Raw genomic sequence first — 15,945 nt, 5'->3', positions numbered from 1 at the left:
GGCGCAGACGGGACGGACGTGACCGCCATCACGCAGGACGCCGCCGAGCGCGACCAGGCGCAGGCCGAGTCGAAGGCCGCGACGCTCATCGAGTCGCTGTCGTGGCTGCAGCGCTTCCATGACCGCATCGTGGTCGTGAAGTTCGGCGGCAACGCCATGGTCGACGAGGAGCTCACGCGCACCTTCGCCGAGGACGTCGTGTACCTCCGCTACGCGGGGCTGCGTCCGGTCGTCGTGCACGGCGGCGGTCCGCAGATCAGCGCGATGCTCACGCGCCTCGGCATCGAGAGCGAGTTCCGCGGGGGATACCGCGTCACCACGCCCGAGGCCCTCGAGGTCGTGCGCATGGTGCTCACCGGCCAGGTCAGCCGGGACGTCGTGCGCGGCATCAACGCGCACGGCCCACTCGCGGCCGCCGTCTCGGGCGAGGACGCGGGGCTCTTCACGGGCCGCCGTCGTGGCGCCGTGGTCGACGGCGTCGAGGTCGACCTCGGCCTCGTGGGCGACGTGGTCTCCGTGGATCCCACGGCCGTGCTCGCGCAGCTCGACGCCGGCCGCATCCCGGTCGTCTCCTCCATCGCGCCCGACGAGTCCGACCCCGCCGTCTCGCTCAACGTCAACGCGGACGCCGCGGCGGCCGCGCTCGCCGTGGCCCTCGGCGCCGAGAAGCTCGTCATCCTCACGGACGTCGCCGGCCTCTACCGCGACTGGCCCGACCGCGGATCGCTCGTCTCCGACATCCGCGCGGACGAGCTCCGCGCGCTCCTGCCGTCGCTCGAGTCGGGCATGATCCCGAAGATGGCGGCGTGCCTCGAGGCCGTCGACGGGGGAGTGCCCAAGGCCGCGATCATCGACGGCCGCATCCCGCACTCGATGCTCCTCGAGATCTTCACCACGAACGGAATCGGAACGGAGGTCGTGCCCGCATGACCACGACCCAGCCAGAGCGCCGCACCACCCAGACCGAGAGCGAGTGGTCCGACCGCTTCCAGGCCGCCATGATGCGCTCGTCGCCCCCGCCGCTCGCCATGCTGGTGCGCGGCGAGGGCTGCCGCGTGTGGGACTCGACCGGACGCGAGTACCTCGACTTCCTCGCCGGCATCGCCGTCAACTCGCTCGGGCACGCGCACCCGGCGCTGATCCGCGCGGTCACGGAGCAGGTGTCCACGCTCGCGCACGTCTCCAACTACTTCGCGACGCCGCCGCAGATCGCGCTCGCCGAGCGCCTGCGCCGCATCACGGGAGCGGGCGACAGCGGCCGCGTGTACTTCGGCAACTCGGGCGCCGAGGCGAACGAGGCGGCCTTCAAGCTGGCGCGCCGCAACGGATCCGAGCGGCGCACGCGCGTCATCACGCTCCAGGGCTCCTTCCACGGCCGCACGATGGGCGCGCTCGCGCTCACCGGCCAGCCCGCGCTGCAGGCGCCGTTCCTCCCGCTGCCCGGCGGCGTCGAGCACATCGCGCCGACCCTCGAGGCGCTCGAGGCCGCCGTCGACGACACAGTCCAGGCGCTCATCCTCGAGCCGATCCAGGGCGAGGCCGGCGTGGTCGACCTCCCCGCCGGCTTCCTCCGCCGCGCCCGCGAGCTCACGCGCGAGCACGGGGCGCTGCTCATCCTCGACGAGATCCAGACCGGCGTCGGGCGCACCGGCCGCTGGTTCGCGTACGAGCACGAGGGCGTCCGTCCGGACGCGGTCACGATCGCCAAGGGCATCGCCGGCGGCGTGCCCATCGGCGCGCTCGTCGCGTTCGACGCCGCGGCCGACCTCCTGCAGAAGGGCCAGCACGGATCCACCTTCGGCGGCAACCCGCTCGCCACCGCGGCGGGGAACGCCGTGCTCGCCGAGATCGAGGACGCCGGGCTCGTGGAGAACGCCGCGCGCCGCGGCGAGGAGATCCGCGCGGCCATCACGGGCCTCGACTCGCCGCTCATCGCCGAGGTCCGCGGTCGCGGCCTCCTCATCGGCGTGGGCCTGCACCACGAGGACGGCGGGCGCATCGCGGCCGCCGCGCTCGGCGAGGGGCTCATCATCAACGCGCCGAACGCCCGCAGCCTCCGCATCGCGCCGCCGCTCATCGTGGGCGACGACGAGGTGCGCGACTTCCGCGAGCGCTTCGGCCGCGCCCTGGCGCACCTGCGCTGAACCGCGCAGGGCCGGCCGACACGACGGTCCGGGCCCCATGCGGCACCCGTCGACGGGCACCCCCGCACGTCCCCTAGGCTTGAGCGATCCCGAGTCCCCCGAGAGCGAGCGATGCGATGACCCGCCACTTCCTGCGCGACGACGACCTGAGCCCGGCCGAGCAGGCCGAGGTGCTCGACCTGGCGGTGCAGCTCAAGCGCGAGCGCTGGTCCGAGCGCCCCCTCGCCGGCCCGCAGACGGTCGCGGTGATCTTCGACAAGTCCTCCACCCGCACCCGCGTCTCGTTCGCCGTCGGCATCGCGGACCTCGGCGGCGTCCCGCTCATCATCAGCACCGCCAACAGCCAGCTCGGCGGCAAGGAGACCGCGAGCGACACCGCGCGCGTGCTCGAGCGCCAGGTCGCCGCCATCGTCTGGCGCACCTACGGCCAGGCGGGCCTCGAGGAGATGGCCGCGGGCACCACGGTCCCGGTCGTCAACGCGCTGTCGGACGACTTCCACCCGTGCCAGATCCTCGCCGACCTGCTCACCATCCGCGAGCACCGCGGCGACCTCGCCGGCCAGACCCTGGTCTTCCTCGGCGACGGCGCCAGCAACATGGCGCACTCCTACCTCCTCGGCGGCGTCACCGCCGGCATGCACGTCCGCATCGCCGCCCCCGCGGGCTACGTGCCGTCGGAGGCCGTCGTCGCGGACGCCGAGCGCATCGCCGCGTCCACGGGCGGCTCGGTCCGGATCCTCGCGGATCCCGTCGAAGCCGTCACGGGCGCCGACGTCGTCATCACCGACACCTGGGTGTCGATGGGCCGCGAGGAGGAGAAGGCCCAGCGCCTGGCCGAGCTCGGCGCCTACCAGGTCACGACGGAGCTCATGGAGCACGCGGTCGACGACGCGATCTTCCTGCACTGCCTTCCCGCCGACCGCGAGTACGAGGTGGCCTCCGAGGTCATCGACGGCCCGCGATCGGTGGTCTGGGACGAGGCGGAGAACCGCCTCCACGCCCAGAAGGCGCTGCTCGTCTGGCTCCTGCGCCAGTCCTGACGCAGCCCCCACACCCCGAGACACCTCAGCAACGAAACGGAGAACGGCATGGCCGAACGCGTGGTACTGGCATATTCCGGCGGACTCGACACCTCGGTCGGCATCGGCTGGCTCAAGGACGCGACCGGCAAGGAGGTCGTGGCCCTCGCCGTCGACGTCGGCCAGGGCGGCGAGGACATGGAGGTCATCCGGCAGCGCGCGCTCGACTGCGGCGCCGTCGAGGCCGTCGTGGTGGATGCGAAGGACGAGTTCGCGGACGACTACATCGTCCCCGCGCTCAAGGCCAACGCGCTGTACCAGAAGCGCTACCCGCTGGTCTCGGGCCTCAGCCGCCCGCTGATCGCCAAGCACCTCGCGCGCGTCGCCCACGAGCTCGGCGCGAACAGCGTCGCGCACGGCTGCACCGGCAAGGGCAACGACCAGGTCCGCTTCGAGGCCGCCGTCGCCGCGCTCGCGCCCGACCTGACCTCCATCGCGCCGGTCCGCGACCTCGCGCTCACGCGCGACAAGGCCATCGTCTACGCGAACGAGCACGACCTGCCCATCGAGCAGAGCAAGAAGAGCCCGTACTCGATCGACAAGAACGTCTGGGGCCGCGCGGTCGAGACCGGCTTCCTCGAGGACCCGTGGAACGGACCCATCGAGGACCTGTACGAGTACACGCAGGATCCCGACGTGCTGCGCGACGCCACCGAGGTCACCATCACGTTCGAGTCGGGCGTCCCCGTCGCGATCGACGGCGTGCGCTACTCGCCGCTCCGCATCGTCCAGGAGCTCAACGCGGCCGCGGGCGCGCATGGCATCGGCCGCATCGACGTCGTCGAGGACCGCCTGGTCGGCATCAAGAGCCGCGAGGTCTACGAGGCCCCCGCCGCCATGACGCTCATCGAGGCGCACGAGGAGCTCGAGAGCCTCACGATCGAGCGCGATCTCGGCCGCTACAAGCGCGGCGTCGAGAAGGACTGGGCGAACCTCGTCTACGACGGGCTCTGGTTCTCCGGCCTCAAGCGATCGCTCGACGCCTTCATCGAGGACTCGCAGCGCCACGTCTCCGGCGACATCCGCATGACGCTGCGCGGCGGACGCGCGGTCGTCACGGGCCGCCGCAGCGAGTCGAGCCTGTACGACTTCGACCTGGCCACCTACGACACGGGCGACACGTTCGACCAGTCGCTGTCCAAGGGCTTCATCGAGCTGTGGTCGCTGCCGAGCAAGATCTCGGCGCGTCGCGACCTCGCGGTCGAGCAGGCCGCGCTGGCGGTCGACTCCGCGCCCGCCGCGGAGTAGCAGCATGACCGAGAGCACGGATCCGTCCACCCGCGCGGGCGAGGCGGGCGCCCTCTGGGGCGGCCGCTTCGCCGGCGGCCCGTCGCCGGAGCTCGTGGCGCTCAGCCGCTCGACGCACTTCGACTGGCAGCTGGCGCCGTACGACATCGCCGGATCCCGGGCGCACGCCCGTGCTCTCGCGTCCGCGGGCTACCTGTCGGACGCCGAGCGGCAGGCCATGCTGCAGGCGCTCGACACCCTCGAGGACCGCGTCCGGTCGGGCGCGCTCGTCGCGTCCGAGGCCGACGAGGACGTACACGGCGCCCTCGAGCGCGGGCTCATGGACATCGCGGGCACCGAGCTCGGCGGCAAGCTCCGCGCGGGCCGCAGCCGCAACGACCAGATCGCGACGCTCGTCCGCATGTACCTCCGCGACCACGCGGCCGTCATCCACGCGATGCTCGTGCAGCTCGTCGACGCCCTGGCCGCGCAGGCCGAGGCGGCGGGCGGCGCGATCATGCCGGGCCGCACGCACCTGCAGCACGCGCAACCGGTGCTCCTGGCGCACCACCTCCTGGCGCACTGCTGGCCGCTGGTCCGCGACCTCGAGCGCCTCGCGGACTGGGACGCGCGCGCCGACGTCTCGCCCTACGGATCCGGCGCCCTCGCGGGCTCGACCCTCGGCCTCGACGCCGGCGCCGTCGCCCGCGACCTCGGCTTCGCGCGCAGCTCCGAGAACTCCATCGACGGGACGGCCGCCCGCGACGTCGTGGCCGAGTTCGCGTTCGTGCTCGCGCAGGTCGGCATCGACCTGTCGCGGCTGAGCGAGGAGATCATCCTCTGGAACACGCGCGAGTTCGGGTTCGTCACGCTGAGCGACTCGTTCTCGACCGGGTCGTCGATCATGCCGCAGAAGAAGAACCCCGACATCGCGGAGCTCGCGCGCGGAAAGTCGGGGCGCCTCATCGGCAACCTCTCCGGCCTGCTCGCGACCCTCAAGGGCCTGCCGCTCGCGTACAACCGCGACCTGCAGGAGGACAAGGAGCCGGTCTTCGACTCGGTGCAGACCCTCGAGGTCCTGCTCCCGGCGTTCACCGGCATGATCGCGACCCTCCGCTTCGACACCGACCGCATGGCCGAGCTCGCGCCCCAGGGCTTCTCGCTCGCGACCGACGTCGCCGAGTGGCTCGTGAAGCACCGGGTGGCATTCCGCGACGCGCACGAGATCACGGGCGAGCTCGTGAAGGCCGCGGAGTCCCGTGGCATCGGCCTCGAGGATCTGTCCGACGACGATCTGCGGACCGTGTCGCCGCACCTGGTGCCGGAGGTCCGCGAGGTCCTGAGCATCGAGGGATCCGTGGCGAGCCGCGACGGGGTGGGCGGCACCGCCCGGGTGCGCGTCGACGAGCAGCGCGCCGAGCTCGTGCGCCGGATCGCCGAGCTGCGCGCGCGGGCCGATGCAGCGGCCGAGCGCCGGGCGGCGGCAGCGGCGGCGGCTTCCGGCGAGGCGTCGGAGTGACGCTCTCGAACGGCCGCCGTCCCGAGCGGCCCGCGCCCCGGCACCGCTGGCTCCTGCCGCTCGTCATCGGCGTGGCCGTCGCCGTGCTGGTCTTCGTGGTGGTCGTCGCGAGCCTCAACGGCGAGCTGATCTGATCCCCGCGTGATCGACGCGGCCTTCTTCGCGCGCGACGCGGTCGAGGTGGCGCCCGCGCTCCTCGGCGCGATCCTCTCGCGCGACTCGGAGGAGGGCCGCGTGTCCGTGCGCCTCACCGAGGTGGAGGCCTACCGCGGGGTCGGCGAGGATCCCGGCTCGCACGCCTTCCGCGGGAAGCGGGCGCGCAACGCGACCATGTTCGGCCCGCCCGCGCACCTCTACGCGTACTTCACGTACGGCATGCACACGTGCGCGAACATCGTCTGCGGCCCCGAGGGCACGAGCGCGGGCGTGCTGCTGCGCGCCGGCGAGGTCGTGGAGGGCGTCGAGCTCGCGCGGCGCCGGCGCGGCGCTGCGGTCCGTGATCGCGACCTGGCGCGGGGGCCGGCGCGGCTCGCGGTCGCCTTGGCGATCCCGCTGTCCGACGACGGCGTGGCGCTGGACGCGCCGCCGTACCGGCTGGTCCTCCCCGACGAGCCGCTCGCCCTCCCTGCCGCGGGCCCGCGCGTCGGCGTGTCCGGACCCGGTGGGTCCGGCGAGCTCTTCCCGTGGCGCTTCTGGGTGCCGGGCGACCCGACCGTCTCGGCGTACCGGGCGCACGTGCCGCGCGTCCGCCGCTGACCGGTCCGCGCGACGCGGACGGACGGGCGACTAGCGGACGACCAGCACGACCGCCGCGCAGGTGGCGGCCCACAGCCAGCTGACCAGGGTGCCGATGATGAACCGCTCCCGCGCCTCCGCGGCCTCGCCGAGCTCCGAGAACCGGCCGACGCCCTTGATCGCGATGATGACCGCGAGCGCCTCGGGGTAGCCGGCGAGGATGACGGCCACCACGGCCAGCCGCTCGAGCATGCCGATCGTCGCGCCGCCGCGCAGCACTTCGCGGGTGGGTCGACGCAGCGCCGACGGATCGTCCTCGTGCCCCCGCGGCGCCACCAGGATCCCGCCGAACGCTCCCGGCGGCACCGAGCCGCGGGTCGCGAGGGCGAGCACCACGGTGGACGCGGACCCGCCGCCCAGCACCGCGAGCACGACCGCGACCATGCCCACGAAGCCGACGACCAGGGGCGACGCGGGGCCGGTGAGGGCCAGTCCGAGCGCGAGGGCGCAGGCGAGGGCGCCCGCGGCCGCGACCACGCGGCCCGTCCGGGGCGCGCGCACCGCCAGCAGCGCGAGGATGAGCGCCGCGGTCACCAGCACGCAGAGGGCGATCCACGCCGTGATCTCCCCGGCAGTCCCCACCGGGATCACGAGCGCGTCCCCGGACGGGCGGATCGCGGTGCGGGTGCCACGGCGTCCTCGTCCCGGGTCGCCTGCGCGTCGAGGTGGGCGAGCAGCGCGACGAGCCCCGGGATCGCGGCCCGCTCGGCGCGCCATGCGCTGGTGCGCAGCCGCGTGCTCACGGCCTGCGGCGTGATGCCGAGGGTGGCGGCGACCTCCCGCTGCGTGCTCCCGTCCGCCATCCGGTCGACGACGTCCCAGCCCTGGGTGGTGCGGCGGTCCCGCGCGAGGAGCAGCAGCGTGATGAGCGCCTCGACCTCGTCGGGGCCGGGGAGCGCGTAGCCCGGGAGGTCGGATCCCGGATCACCGGGTGTCGGGGGAGCAGGCGGATCCACCGCGAGCGCGAACCTCGTCGCGCTGCGCTTCGCCGCGCCGACCGCGTCGCGCGCGGCGATGAAGGCCGGGCCGGTGGCCTCCCGTGTCGCCCGGGGGAGCGGGGTGCGCACGGCTCCGATCCCGAGCCCGACGCTCCAGTGCCCGGCGCGGGTGAGGACGAGCGCCATGTCGAGGGCGGTGTCCGCGTCGGCGACGAGCGCCTGCAGCTCGTCGCCGGACGTGCGGTCGACCGGGAGCACGAGCCGGCCCTCGAAGCGCGACGCCAGATCGTCCCGTCCCGTCCCGGCGCGGTCGACGTCGGTCCTGCTGCCCTTCTGGTCGGCGGTGATGACGAACATGCGGATCCCCCTCAAGGCCCTGCCGTTGATGCGTGCACATCAAAGCTATGCACTTGATCTCCGCGGATCAAGCCCAGGGGCCTGATCGCATCACCCGGTGCGCTTCCGAGTGTGTCCGGGACCACCGACAGCGGTCCGAGCTCGACCACCCCGCCCGGGAGGCGACGACACCGCCGCGTCCCACCGTCCCCGCGATGCCGCGCTGATACCGTGATCGCGTGACGAACGCCGATCCCGACCGACTCTCCTCCCAGCGCAACGACCCGTCCTTCGAGGACGTGTGGGAGGAGATCGTCTGGCGCGGGTACGTGCACGTCTCCACGGCCCAGGACGCGCTGAAGGAGCTGCTGTCCGGTCCGCCCATCACCTACTACTGCGGCTTCGACCCCACCGCGCCGAGCCTGCACCTGGGCAACCTCGTGCAGCTGCTGCTCATGCGCCGCCTCCAGCTGGCCGGGCACCGTCCGCTCGGCCTGGTGGGCGGGTCGACCGGCCTGATCGGCGACCCGCGGCCGACCGCCGAGCGCACCCTCAACGACCCGGAGGTGGTCGCAGACTGGGTGGGCCGTGTGCAGGCGCAGGTCTCGGCGTTCCTCAGCCCCGAGGGCGACAACGCCGTGCGGATCGTGAACAACCTGGACTGGACGGCGCCGATGAGCGCCATCGACTTCCTCCGGGAGGTGGGCAAGCACTTCCGGGTGGGCACCATGCTCAAGAAGGACGCCGTGAGCGCGCGCCTCAACTCCGACGAGGGCATCAGCTACACGGAGTTCAGCTACCAGATCCTGCAGGGTCTCGACTTCCGCGAGCTGCACCGCACGTACGGGTGCGTGCTGCAGACCGGCGGCAGCGACCAGTGGGGCAACCTCACCAGCGGCACCGACCTGATCCGGCGCAGCGAACGGACCACCGCGCACGCCATCGGCACGCCCCTCATCACCAACTCCGACGGCACCAAGTTCGGCAAGAGCGAGGGCAACGCGATCTGGCTCGACCCCGAGCTCACGAGCCCGTACGCGTTCTACCAGTTCTGGCTCAACACGGAGGACGGCGACGTGGTCCAGCGCCTCCGCCTCTTCACGTTCCTCGACCGGGCCCGCATCGAGGAGCTGGAGCGAGCCGTGGAGTCCGAGCCCTTCCGACGCGAGGCCCAGCGGACGCTCGCCTGGGAGGTGACGTCGCTGGTCCACGGGGTCGAGGCGACCGAGTCCGCGATCGCCGCGGCGCAGGCGCTGTTCGGGCAGGGCGAGCTGACCGCACTCGACGAGTCGACGCTCCGCGCCGCCTTGGGAGAGCTCCCGTCCTCGGAGATCCCCGCCGGCACCACCGTGATCCAGGCGCTCATCGACACCGGTCTGGTCTCGAGCGCGGGTGAGGCTCGGCGTGCGATCACGCAGGGCGGGGTCTACGTGAACAACGTCGCGGTGGGCGATGCGGCCGCTGTCGTGGATGCCCTCCTGCACGGCCGTTTCGCCGTGATCCGCCGAGGCAAGAAGACCCTCGCGGGCGTCACCGTCGCCTGAATGCCCTCCTGATCAGCCCTTCATGTAGAGGGCCGTCGCGACACGCCCGGGATGTGGGTGGTTTTGCGGGGGTGGGGTGGTCCGCGTAATGTCTCCTCTTGTCGCCGGAACGGGCGGGGAGCTGAGAAGCTTCCGGAGTTGTTCTGGTGCTCTGGATCCTGGTGAAACAGAAGTTGCCGTGGCCCTGAAGGGTTGCGTGTTTACCATCAACTGAGCTAGGGTCTGATTCTGCTTCCGACGTGAGTGCTGGGCCTTCTGGTCTGGATCACTCCCACGGGGAGCGGTGGAGTGTGAGCTCCGATGGCTGGCTGTGATGGTCGGTGTCGGGAGCGTCCGTTCCTTGAGAACTCAACAGCGTGCACAATGTCAAATGCCAAATACCCGTTGCGGGTGTCCTTCGGATGCTCGTTTCGGATTCCTTTGGAATACATTTAAACAAACAAGCAAGTCAGTAATGATTTGTTCTGTCGGTTTCAAACTTGCTGGTTCGTGTTCGATTCCCGTTCACGTCTGGCTTTAGATGTGCCGGCTGCTTTTGGGTGGTCGTGCGTTTAAGCATTTATGGAGAGTTTGATCCTGGCTCAGGACGAACGCTGGCGGCGTGCTTAACACATGCAAGTCGAACGGTGATGTCAGAGCTTGCTCTGGCGGATCAGTGGCGAACGGGTGAGTAACACGTGAGTAACCTGCCCCCGACTCTGGGATAACTGCTAGAAATGGTAGCTAATACCGGATATGACGACTGGCCGCATGGTCTGGTCGTGGAAAGAATTTCGGTTGGGGATGGACTCGCGGCCTATCAGGTTGTTGGTGAGGTAATGGCTCACCAAGCCTACGACGGGTAGCCGGCCTGAGAGGGTGACCGGCCACACTGGGACTGAGACACGGCCCAGACTCCTACGGGAGGCAGCAGTGGGGAATATTGCACAATGGGCGAAAGCCTGATGCAGCAACGCCGCGTGAGGGATGACGGCCTTCGGGTTGTAAACCTCTTTTAGTAGGGAAGAAGCGAAAGTGACGGTACCTGCAGAAAAAGCACCGGCTAACTACGTGCCAGCAGCCGCGGTAATACGTAGGGTGCAAGCGTTGTCCGGAATTATTGGGCGTAAAGAGCTCGTAGGCGGTTTGTCGCGTCTGCTGTGAAATCCCGAGGCTCAACCTCGGGTCTGCAGTGGGTACGGGCAGACTAGAGTGCGGTAGGGGAGATTGGAATTCCTGGTGTAGCGGTGGAATGCGCAGATATCAGGAGGAACACCGATGGCGAAGGCAGATCTCTGGGCCGTAACTGACGCTGAGGAGCGAAAGCATGGGGAGCGAACAGGATTAGATACCCTGGTAGTCCATGCCGTAAACGTTGGGAACTAGATGTGGGGACCATTCCACGGTCTCCGTGTCGCAGCTAACGCATTAAGTTCCCCGCCTGGGGAGTACGGCCGCAAGGCTAAAACTCAAAGGAATTGACGGGGGCCCGCACAAGCGGCGGAGCATGCGGATTAATTCGATGCAACGCGAAGAACCTTACCAAGGCTTGACATATACCGGAAACATGCAGAAATGTGTGCCCCGCAAGGTCGGTATACAGGTGGTGCATGGTTGTCGTCAGCTCGTGTCGTGAGATGTTGGGTTAAGTCCCGCAACGAGCGCAACCCTCGTTCTATGTTGCCAGCACGTAATGGTGGGAACTCATAGGAGACTGCCGGGGTCAACTCGGAGGAAGGTGGGGATGACGTCAAATCATCATGCCCCTTATGTCTTGGGCTTCACGCATGCTACAATGGCCGGTACAAAGGGCTGCGATACCGTAAGGTGGAGCGAATCCCAAAAAGCCGGTCTCAGTTCGGATTGAGGTCTGCAACTCGACCTCATGAAGTCGGAGTCGCTAGTAATCGCAGATCAGCAACGCTGCGGTGAATACGTTCCCGGGCCTTGTACACACCGCCCGTCAAGTCATGAAAGTCGGTAACACCCGAAGCCAGTGGCCTAACCGCAAGGGAGGAGCTGTCGAAGGTGGGATCGGTGATTAGGACTAAGTCGTAACAAGGTAGCCGTACCGGAAGGTGCGGCTGGATCACCTCCTTTCTAAGGAGCATGTGCACCTCTCCTCTGTATACAGGGAGATCAAGGGTGCCAAGTCACGCGTCAGGCGTCTGTTCTGGCGGTGGCGCTCATGGGTGGAACATTGACATTGATGCCGGCTGATGTGTCGGGCTGCTAGTACGCCTCCTTGTGGGGTGGGAACGCGGTCTGGTGTGTCGAGGGCATGTTGCACGCTGTTGGGTCCTGAGGGACCGGGCCGCACCTTTATGGGTGTGTCTGGTTTCTTGTCGGACCCTTTCCGTCGTCCTGTTGTGGATGGTGGTGGGGTACCGCCCGTATATTGAGAACTACACAGTGGACGCGAGCATCTTAGATTCACCGGTTTACCGGTGGATCACAAAGATCTATTTATAGATCATTGGTCAATTCTGTCTCCTCTAGGGGAGGCGAAACGATTCAATCTCATGTGATTTCAAGATTCTAAGAGCAAACGGTGGATGCCTTGGCATCTGGAGCCGAAGAAGGACGTATAAATCTGCGATAAGCCTCGGGGAGCTGATAATAGAGCTGTGATCCGAGGATCTCCGAATGGGGAAACCCCGCCAGGCCCTTTGGGTGACCTGGTGACTCCCGCCTGAATATATAGGGCGGGTAGAGGGAACGTGGGGAAGTGAAACATCTCAGTACCCACAGGAAGAGAAAGCAAAAGCGATTCCGTTAGTAGTGGCGAGCGAAACCGGAAGAGGCCAAACCGATCATGTGTGATATCCGGTAGGAGTTGCATGGTCGGGGTTGCGGGACTTTCCGTACAGTTCTACCGAGCTGTGAGGGCAATGAGCGCGATATAGACGAATGGTCTTGAAAGGCCAGTCATAGAGGGTGCGAACCCCGTAGTCGAAATGTCGTCGCCTGTCCGGAGAGTATCCCAAGTAGCACGGGGCCCGAGAAATCCCGTGTGAATCTGTCAGGACCACCTGATAAGCCTAAATACTCCCAGATGACCGATAGCGGACAAGTACCGTGAGGGAAAGGTGAAAAGTACCCCGGGAGGGGAGTGAAATAGTGCCTGAAACCGTTTGCTTACAAACCGTTGGAGCACCCTTGTTGGTGTGACAGCGTGCCTTTTGAAGAATGAGCCTGCGAGTTAGTGATATGTGGCGAGGTTAACCCGTGAGGGGCAGCCGTAGCGAAAGCGAGTCTTAATAGGGCGTATGAGTCGCATGTTCTAGACCCGAAGCGAAGTGATCTATCCATGGCCAGGTTGAAGCGACGGTAAGACGTCGTGGAGGACCGAACCCACTTCAGTTGAAAATGGAGGGGATGAGCTGTGGATAGGGGTGAAAGGCCAATCAAACTTCGTGATAGCTGGTTCTCTCCGAAATGCATTTAGGTGCAGCGTTGCGTGTTTCTTGCCGGAGGTAGAGCTACTGGATGGACGATGGGCCCCAAAAGGTTACTGACTTCAGCCAAACTCCGAATGCCGGTAAGTGAGAGCGCAGCAGTGAGACGGTGGGGGATAAGCTTCATCGTCGAGAGGGAAACAACCCAGACCACCATCTAAGGTCCCTAAGCGCGTGCTAAGTGGGAAAGGATGTGGAGTTGCATAGACAACCAGGAGGTTGGCTTAGAAGCAGCCACCCTTGAAAGAGTGCGTAATAGCTCACTGGTCAAGTGATTCCGCGCCGACAATGTAACGGGGCTCAAGCACGCCACCGAAGTTGTGGCATTTATATTATAGGCAGGCCTTCGTGGTCCAGCCGTATGGATGGGTAGGAGAGCGTCGTGTGGCCAGCGAAGCGGCGGTGTGAACCAGCCGTGGAGGCCACACGAGTGAGAATGCAGGCATGAGTAGCGAAAGACGGGTGAGAAACCCGTCCTCCGAAAGACCAAGGGTTCCAGGGCCAGGCTAATCCGCCCTGGGTAAGTCGGGACCTAAGGCGAGGCCGACAGGCGTAGTCGATGGACAACGGGTTGATATTCCCGTACCGATGAAGAACCGCCCAAGACAATCCAGTAATGCTAAGTGTCTGAATCCTTGATTCGATCCCTTCGGGGTGACGGTCTTGGCCTAGCACACGACCCTACGCTGGGGCGTTTAGCGTATTAACAGGTGTGACGCAGGAAGGTAGCTGAGCCGGGCGATGGTTGTCCCGGTCTAAGGATGTAGGGCAGAAGATAGGCAAATCCGTCTTCTATGTAGCCTGAGACCCGATGGGTAGTCCTCACGGACGAAATCAGTGATCCTATGCTGCCGAGAAAAGCATCGACGCGAGGTTCCAATCGCCCGTACCCCAAACCGACTCAGGTGGTCAGGTAGAGAATACTAAGGAGATCGAGAGAATCGTGGTTAAGGAACTCGGCAAAATGCCCCCGTAACTTCGGGAGAAGGGGGGCCTGAGGCGTGTAGGGATTTACTCCTGAAGCGTTTGAAGGCCGCAGAGACCAGTGGGAAGCGACTGTTTACTAAAAACACAGGTCCGTGCTAAGTCGCAAGACGATGTATACGGACTGACGCCTGCCCGGTGCTGGAAGGTTAAGAGGAACGGTTAGCACGCAAGTGCGAAGCTGAGAATTTAAGCCCCAGTAAACGGCGGTGGTAACTATAACCATCCTAAGGTAGCGAAATTCCTTGTCGGGTAAGTTCCGACCTGCACGAATGGCGTAACGACTTCCCAGCTGTCTCAACCGCGAACTCGGCGAAATTGCACTACGAGTAAAGATGCTCGTTACGCGCAGCAGGACGGAAAGACCCCGTGACCTTTACTACAGCTTGGTATTGGTGTTCGGTGTGGCTTGTGTAGGATAGGTGGGAGACTGTGAAGCTCGGACGCTAGTTCGGGTGGAGTCATTGTTGAAATACCACTCTGGTCACTCTGGATATCTAACTTCGAACCGTAATCCGGTTCAGGGACAGTGCCTGGTGGGTAGTTTAACTGGGGCGGTTGCCTCCTAAAGAGTAACGGAGGCGCCCAAAGGTTCCCTCAACCTGGTTGGTAATCAGGTGTCGAGTGTAAGTGCACAAGGGAGCTTGACTGTGAGACTGACAAGTCGAGCAGGGACGAAAGTCGGGACTAGTGATCCGGCAGTGGCTTGTGGAAGCGCTGTCGCTCAACGGATAAAAGGTACCTCGGGGATAACAGGCTGATCTTGCCCAAGAGTCCATATCGACGGCATGGTTTGGCACCTCGATGTCGGCTCGTCGCATCCTGGGGCTGGAGTAGGTCCCAAGGGTTGGGCTGTTCGCCCATTAAAGCGGTACGCGAGCTGGGTTTAGAACGTCGTGAGACAGTTCGGTCCCTATCCGCTGCGCGCGTAGGAAATTTGAGAAGATCTATCCCTAGTACGAGAGGACCGGGATGGACGAACCTCTGGTGTGTCAGTTGTTCCGCCAGGAGCACCGCTGATTAGCTACGTTCGGAACGGATAACCGCTGAAAGCATCTAAGCGGGAAGCCGGCTTCGAGATGAGATTTCCATCCCTTTTAGGGTGAAGGCTCCCGGCTAGACTACCGGGTTGATAGGCAGGATGTGGAAGCGAGGACTAAAGACTCGTGGAGCTGACCTGTACTAATAAGCCGATATCTTGAAAACACTTTGCTTGCGTCCACTATGTGGTTCCCGATATACGGTCGGGTGCTAATTGAACAACCAGCTTGACTGGTCGATTCATCACAGATTTCATGCCCTGTGGGGTGTGTATGAGGTGTTTCGGCGGCCATAGCGAGAGGGAAACGCCCGGTCACATTCCGAACCCGGAAGCTAAGACTCTCAGCGCCGATGGTACTGCAGGGGGGACCCTGTGGGAGAGTAGGACACCGCCGGACTTAACTTGAGAATGATCGGGGAGGCCCGTCGCACATCGTGCGGCGGGCCTTTCTGCGTTAACACCCGGACCATCGCGGGCGATCCTCCACGGCGGGGCTTTCGAGCTCGACCCTGAGATGGCCCATCGCGGCGGTGGCGGATGGGTTGCGCCTCTCCTGGTGTCGCGTCCGACTGCGTGTCCCGGGGCTGAGATCGCCGAGGCGATGCAGCCCGCCGAGGATCGGTGCGCGACCACCATGATCGCCGATGCCGGTCCGCTGCACACGACCGACGGCACCGGTTAGCCTGGGACCTGACTTCGGCGACACCCACAACACCACAGACATCATCTGGCCCATGCGGCCGACAGGAGCACAGTGAGCGACTCATCCGATCGAGACAGCCGGCCCGAGGGCCAGGACCGCGGATCGTCGCACTCGCCGCGTGGACGTGATGGCGGCAAGCCGCCGTACGAGCGCGGTTCCGCGGGTGCGCCTCGCGGGCCCCGTGAAGGCGGGCGCTC

Annotated in this window: 10 protein-coding genes and 3 rRNA genes; 11 read left to right on the top strand and 2 right to left on the bottom strand. The window is 66.2% G+C overall.

The annotated features are described in order from the left end of the window. Positions 1-18 precede the first annotated feature (18 nt). The 7 genes from argB (at position 19) to NL142_RS10415 (ending at position 6,725) form a co-directional block, all read left to right on the top strand. Positions 19-930: an acetylglutamate kinase gene (gene argB, locus NL142_RS10445; protein WP_435079324.1), complete on the top strand. Its 912-nt coding sequence runs from the start codon at positions 19-21 to the stop codon at positions 928-930. Then, on the top strand, positions 927-2,144 hold the full coding sequence (locus NL142_RS10440) for an acetylornithine transaminase (protein WP_435079322.1): 1,218 nt from the start codon (positions 927-929) through the stop codon (positions 2,142-2,144). Before argB ends, NL142_RS10440 begins: the two co-directional genes overlap by 4 nt. 116 nt (positions 2,145-2,260) lie before the next feature. Beyond that, the gene (gene argF / locus NL142_RS10435) at positions 2,261-3,184 is read left to right on the top strand and encodes an ornithine carbamoyltransferase (protein ID WP_435079320.1); all 924 of its coding nucleotides are present in this window, start codon (positions 2,261-2,263) and stop codon (positions 3,182-3,184) included. A gap of 48 nt (positions 3,185-3,232) precedes the next feature. Further along, positions 3,233-4,471: an argininosuccinate synthase gene (locus tag NL142_RS10430; RefSeq protein WP_435079318.1), complete on the top strand. Its 1,239-nt coding sequence runs from the start codon at positions 3,233-3,235 to the stop codon at positions 4,469-4,471. Between the two features lie 4 nt (positions 4,472-4,475). Next, entirely contained in the window at positions 4,476-5,969 is a 1,494-nt protein-coding gene (argH, locus tag NL142_RS10425; protein WP_435079316.1) for an argininosuccinate lyase, read from the top strand. Next, the gene (locus NL142_RS10420) at positions 5,966-6,103 is read left to right on the top strand and encodes a hypothetical protein (RefSeq protein ID WP_194684574.1); all 138 of its coding nucleotides are present in this window, start codon (positions 5,966-5,968) and stop codon (positions 6,101-6,103) included. Before argH ends, NL142_RS10420 begins: the two co-directional genes overlap by 4 nt. A 7-nt stretch (positions 6,104-6,110) precedes the next feature. Further along, complete coding sequence (locus NL142_RS10415) at positions 6,111-6,725, top strand: DNA-3-methyladenine glycosylase (RefSeq protein ID WP_435079314.1); 615 nt, start codon at positions 6,111-6,113, stop codon at positions 6,723-6,725. 30 nt (positions 6,726-6,755) lie between these two features. Here NL142_RS10415 and NL142_RS10410 read toward each other — a convergent pair whose 3' ends face one another. Together NL142_RS10410 and NL142_RS10405 are read right to left on the bottom strand one after the other, a co-directional pair. Continuing rightward, entirely contained in the window at positions 6,756-7,346 is a 591-nt protein-coding gene (locus tag NL142_RS10410) for a hypothetical protein (protein ID WP_435079312.1), read from the bottom strand. A gap of 5 nt (positions 7,347-7,351) precedes the next feature. After that, complete coding sequence (locus tag NL142_RS10405) at positions 7,352-8,059, bottom strand: DNA-binding protein (protein ID WP_435079310.1); 708 nt, start codon at positions 8,057-8,059, stop codon at positions 7,352-7,354. Positions 8,060-8,277: 218 nt separating this feature from the next. Here NL142_RS10405 and tyrS point away from each other — a divergent pair, with 218 nt between their 5' ends. The 4 genes from tyrS to rrf all read left to right on the top strand — a co-directional run bounded on the left by tyrS (position 8,278) and on the right by rrf (position 15,442). Next, positions 8,278-9,582, top strand: coding sequence for a tyrosine--tRNA ligase (tyrS, locus tag NL142_RS10400; RefSeq protein WP_435079308.1), 1,305 nt, complete (start codon positions 8,278-8,280; stop codon positions 9,580-9,582). 558 nt (positions 9,583-10,140) lie between these two features. Further along, positions 10,141-11,661, top strand: a 16S ribosomal RNA gene (locus tag NL142_RS10395). 428 nt (positions 11,662-12,089) lie between these two features. Then, positions 12,090-15,209: ribosomal RNA gene (locus NL142_RS10390) — 23S ribosomal RNA — on the top strand. Positions 15,210-15,325: 116 nt separating this feature from the next. Next, positions 15,326-15,442: ribosomal RNA gene (gene rrf / locus NL142_RS10385) — 5S ribosomal RNA — on the top strand. The 16S, 23S and 5S rRNA genes sit together here, the layout of an rRNA operon. The last annotated feature ends 503 nt before the right edge of the window (positions 15,443-15,945 follow it).

Origin of the sequence: Clavibacter quasicaliforniensis (assembly GCF_051201715.1) — a bacterium.
In the GTDB taxonomy this organism is placed as follows: domain Bacteria; phylum Actinomycetota; class Actinomycetes; order Actinomycetales; family Microbacteriaceae; genus Clavibacter; species Clavibacter seminis.
Note: the sequence above shows the minus strand (reverse complement) of the source record. Positions and strands in the feature narration are given on the sequence as shown.

Bases quoted from the DNA above. Each gene is read 5' to 3' on its own strand.
- NL142_RS10440 (WP_435079322.1), top strand. From the start codon at position 927: ATGACCACGACCCAGCCAGAGCGCCGCACCACCCAGACCGAGAGCGAG.
- argF (WP_435079320.1), top strand. From the start codon at position 2,261: ATGACCCGCCACTTCCTGCGCGACGACGACCTGAGCCCGGCCGAGCAG.
- NL142_RS10430 (WP_435079318.1), top strand. From the start codon at position 3,233: ATGGCCGAACGCGTGGTACTGGCATATTCCGGCGGACTCGACACCTCG.
- argH (WP_435079316.1), top strand. From the start codon at position 4,476: ATGACCGAGAGCACGGATCCGTCCACCCGCGCGGGCGAGGCGGGCGCC.
- NL142_RS10405 (WP_435079310.1), bottom strand. From the start codon at position 8,059: ATGTTCGTCATCACCGCCGACCAGAAGGGCAGCAGGACCGACGTCGAC.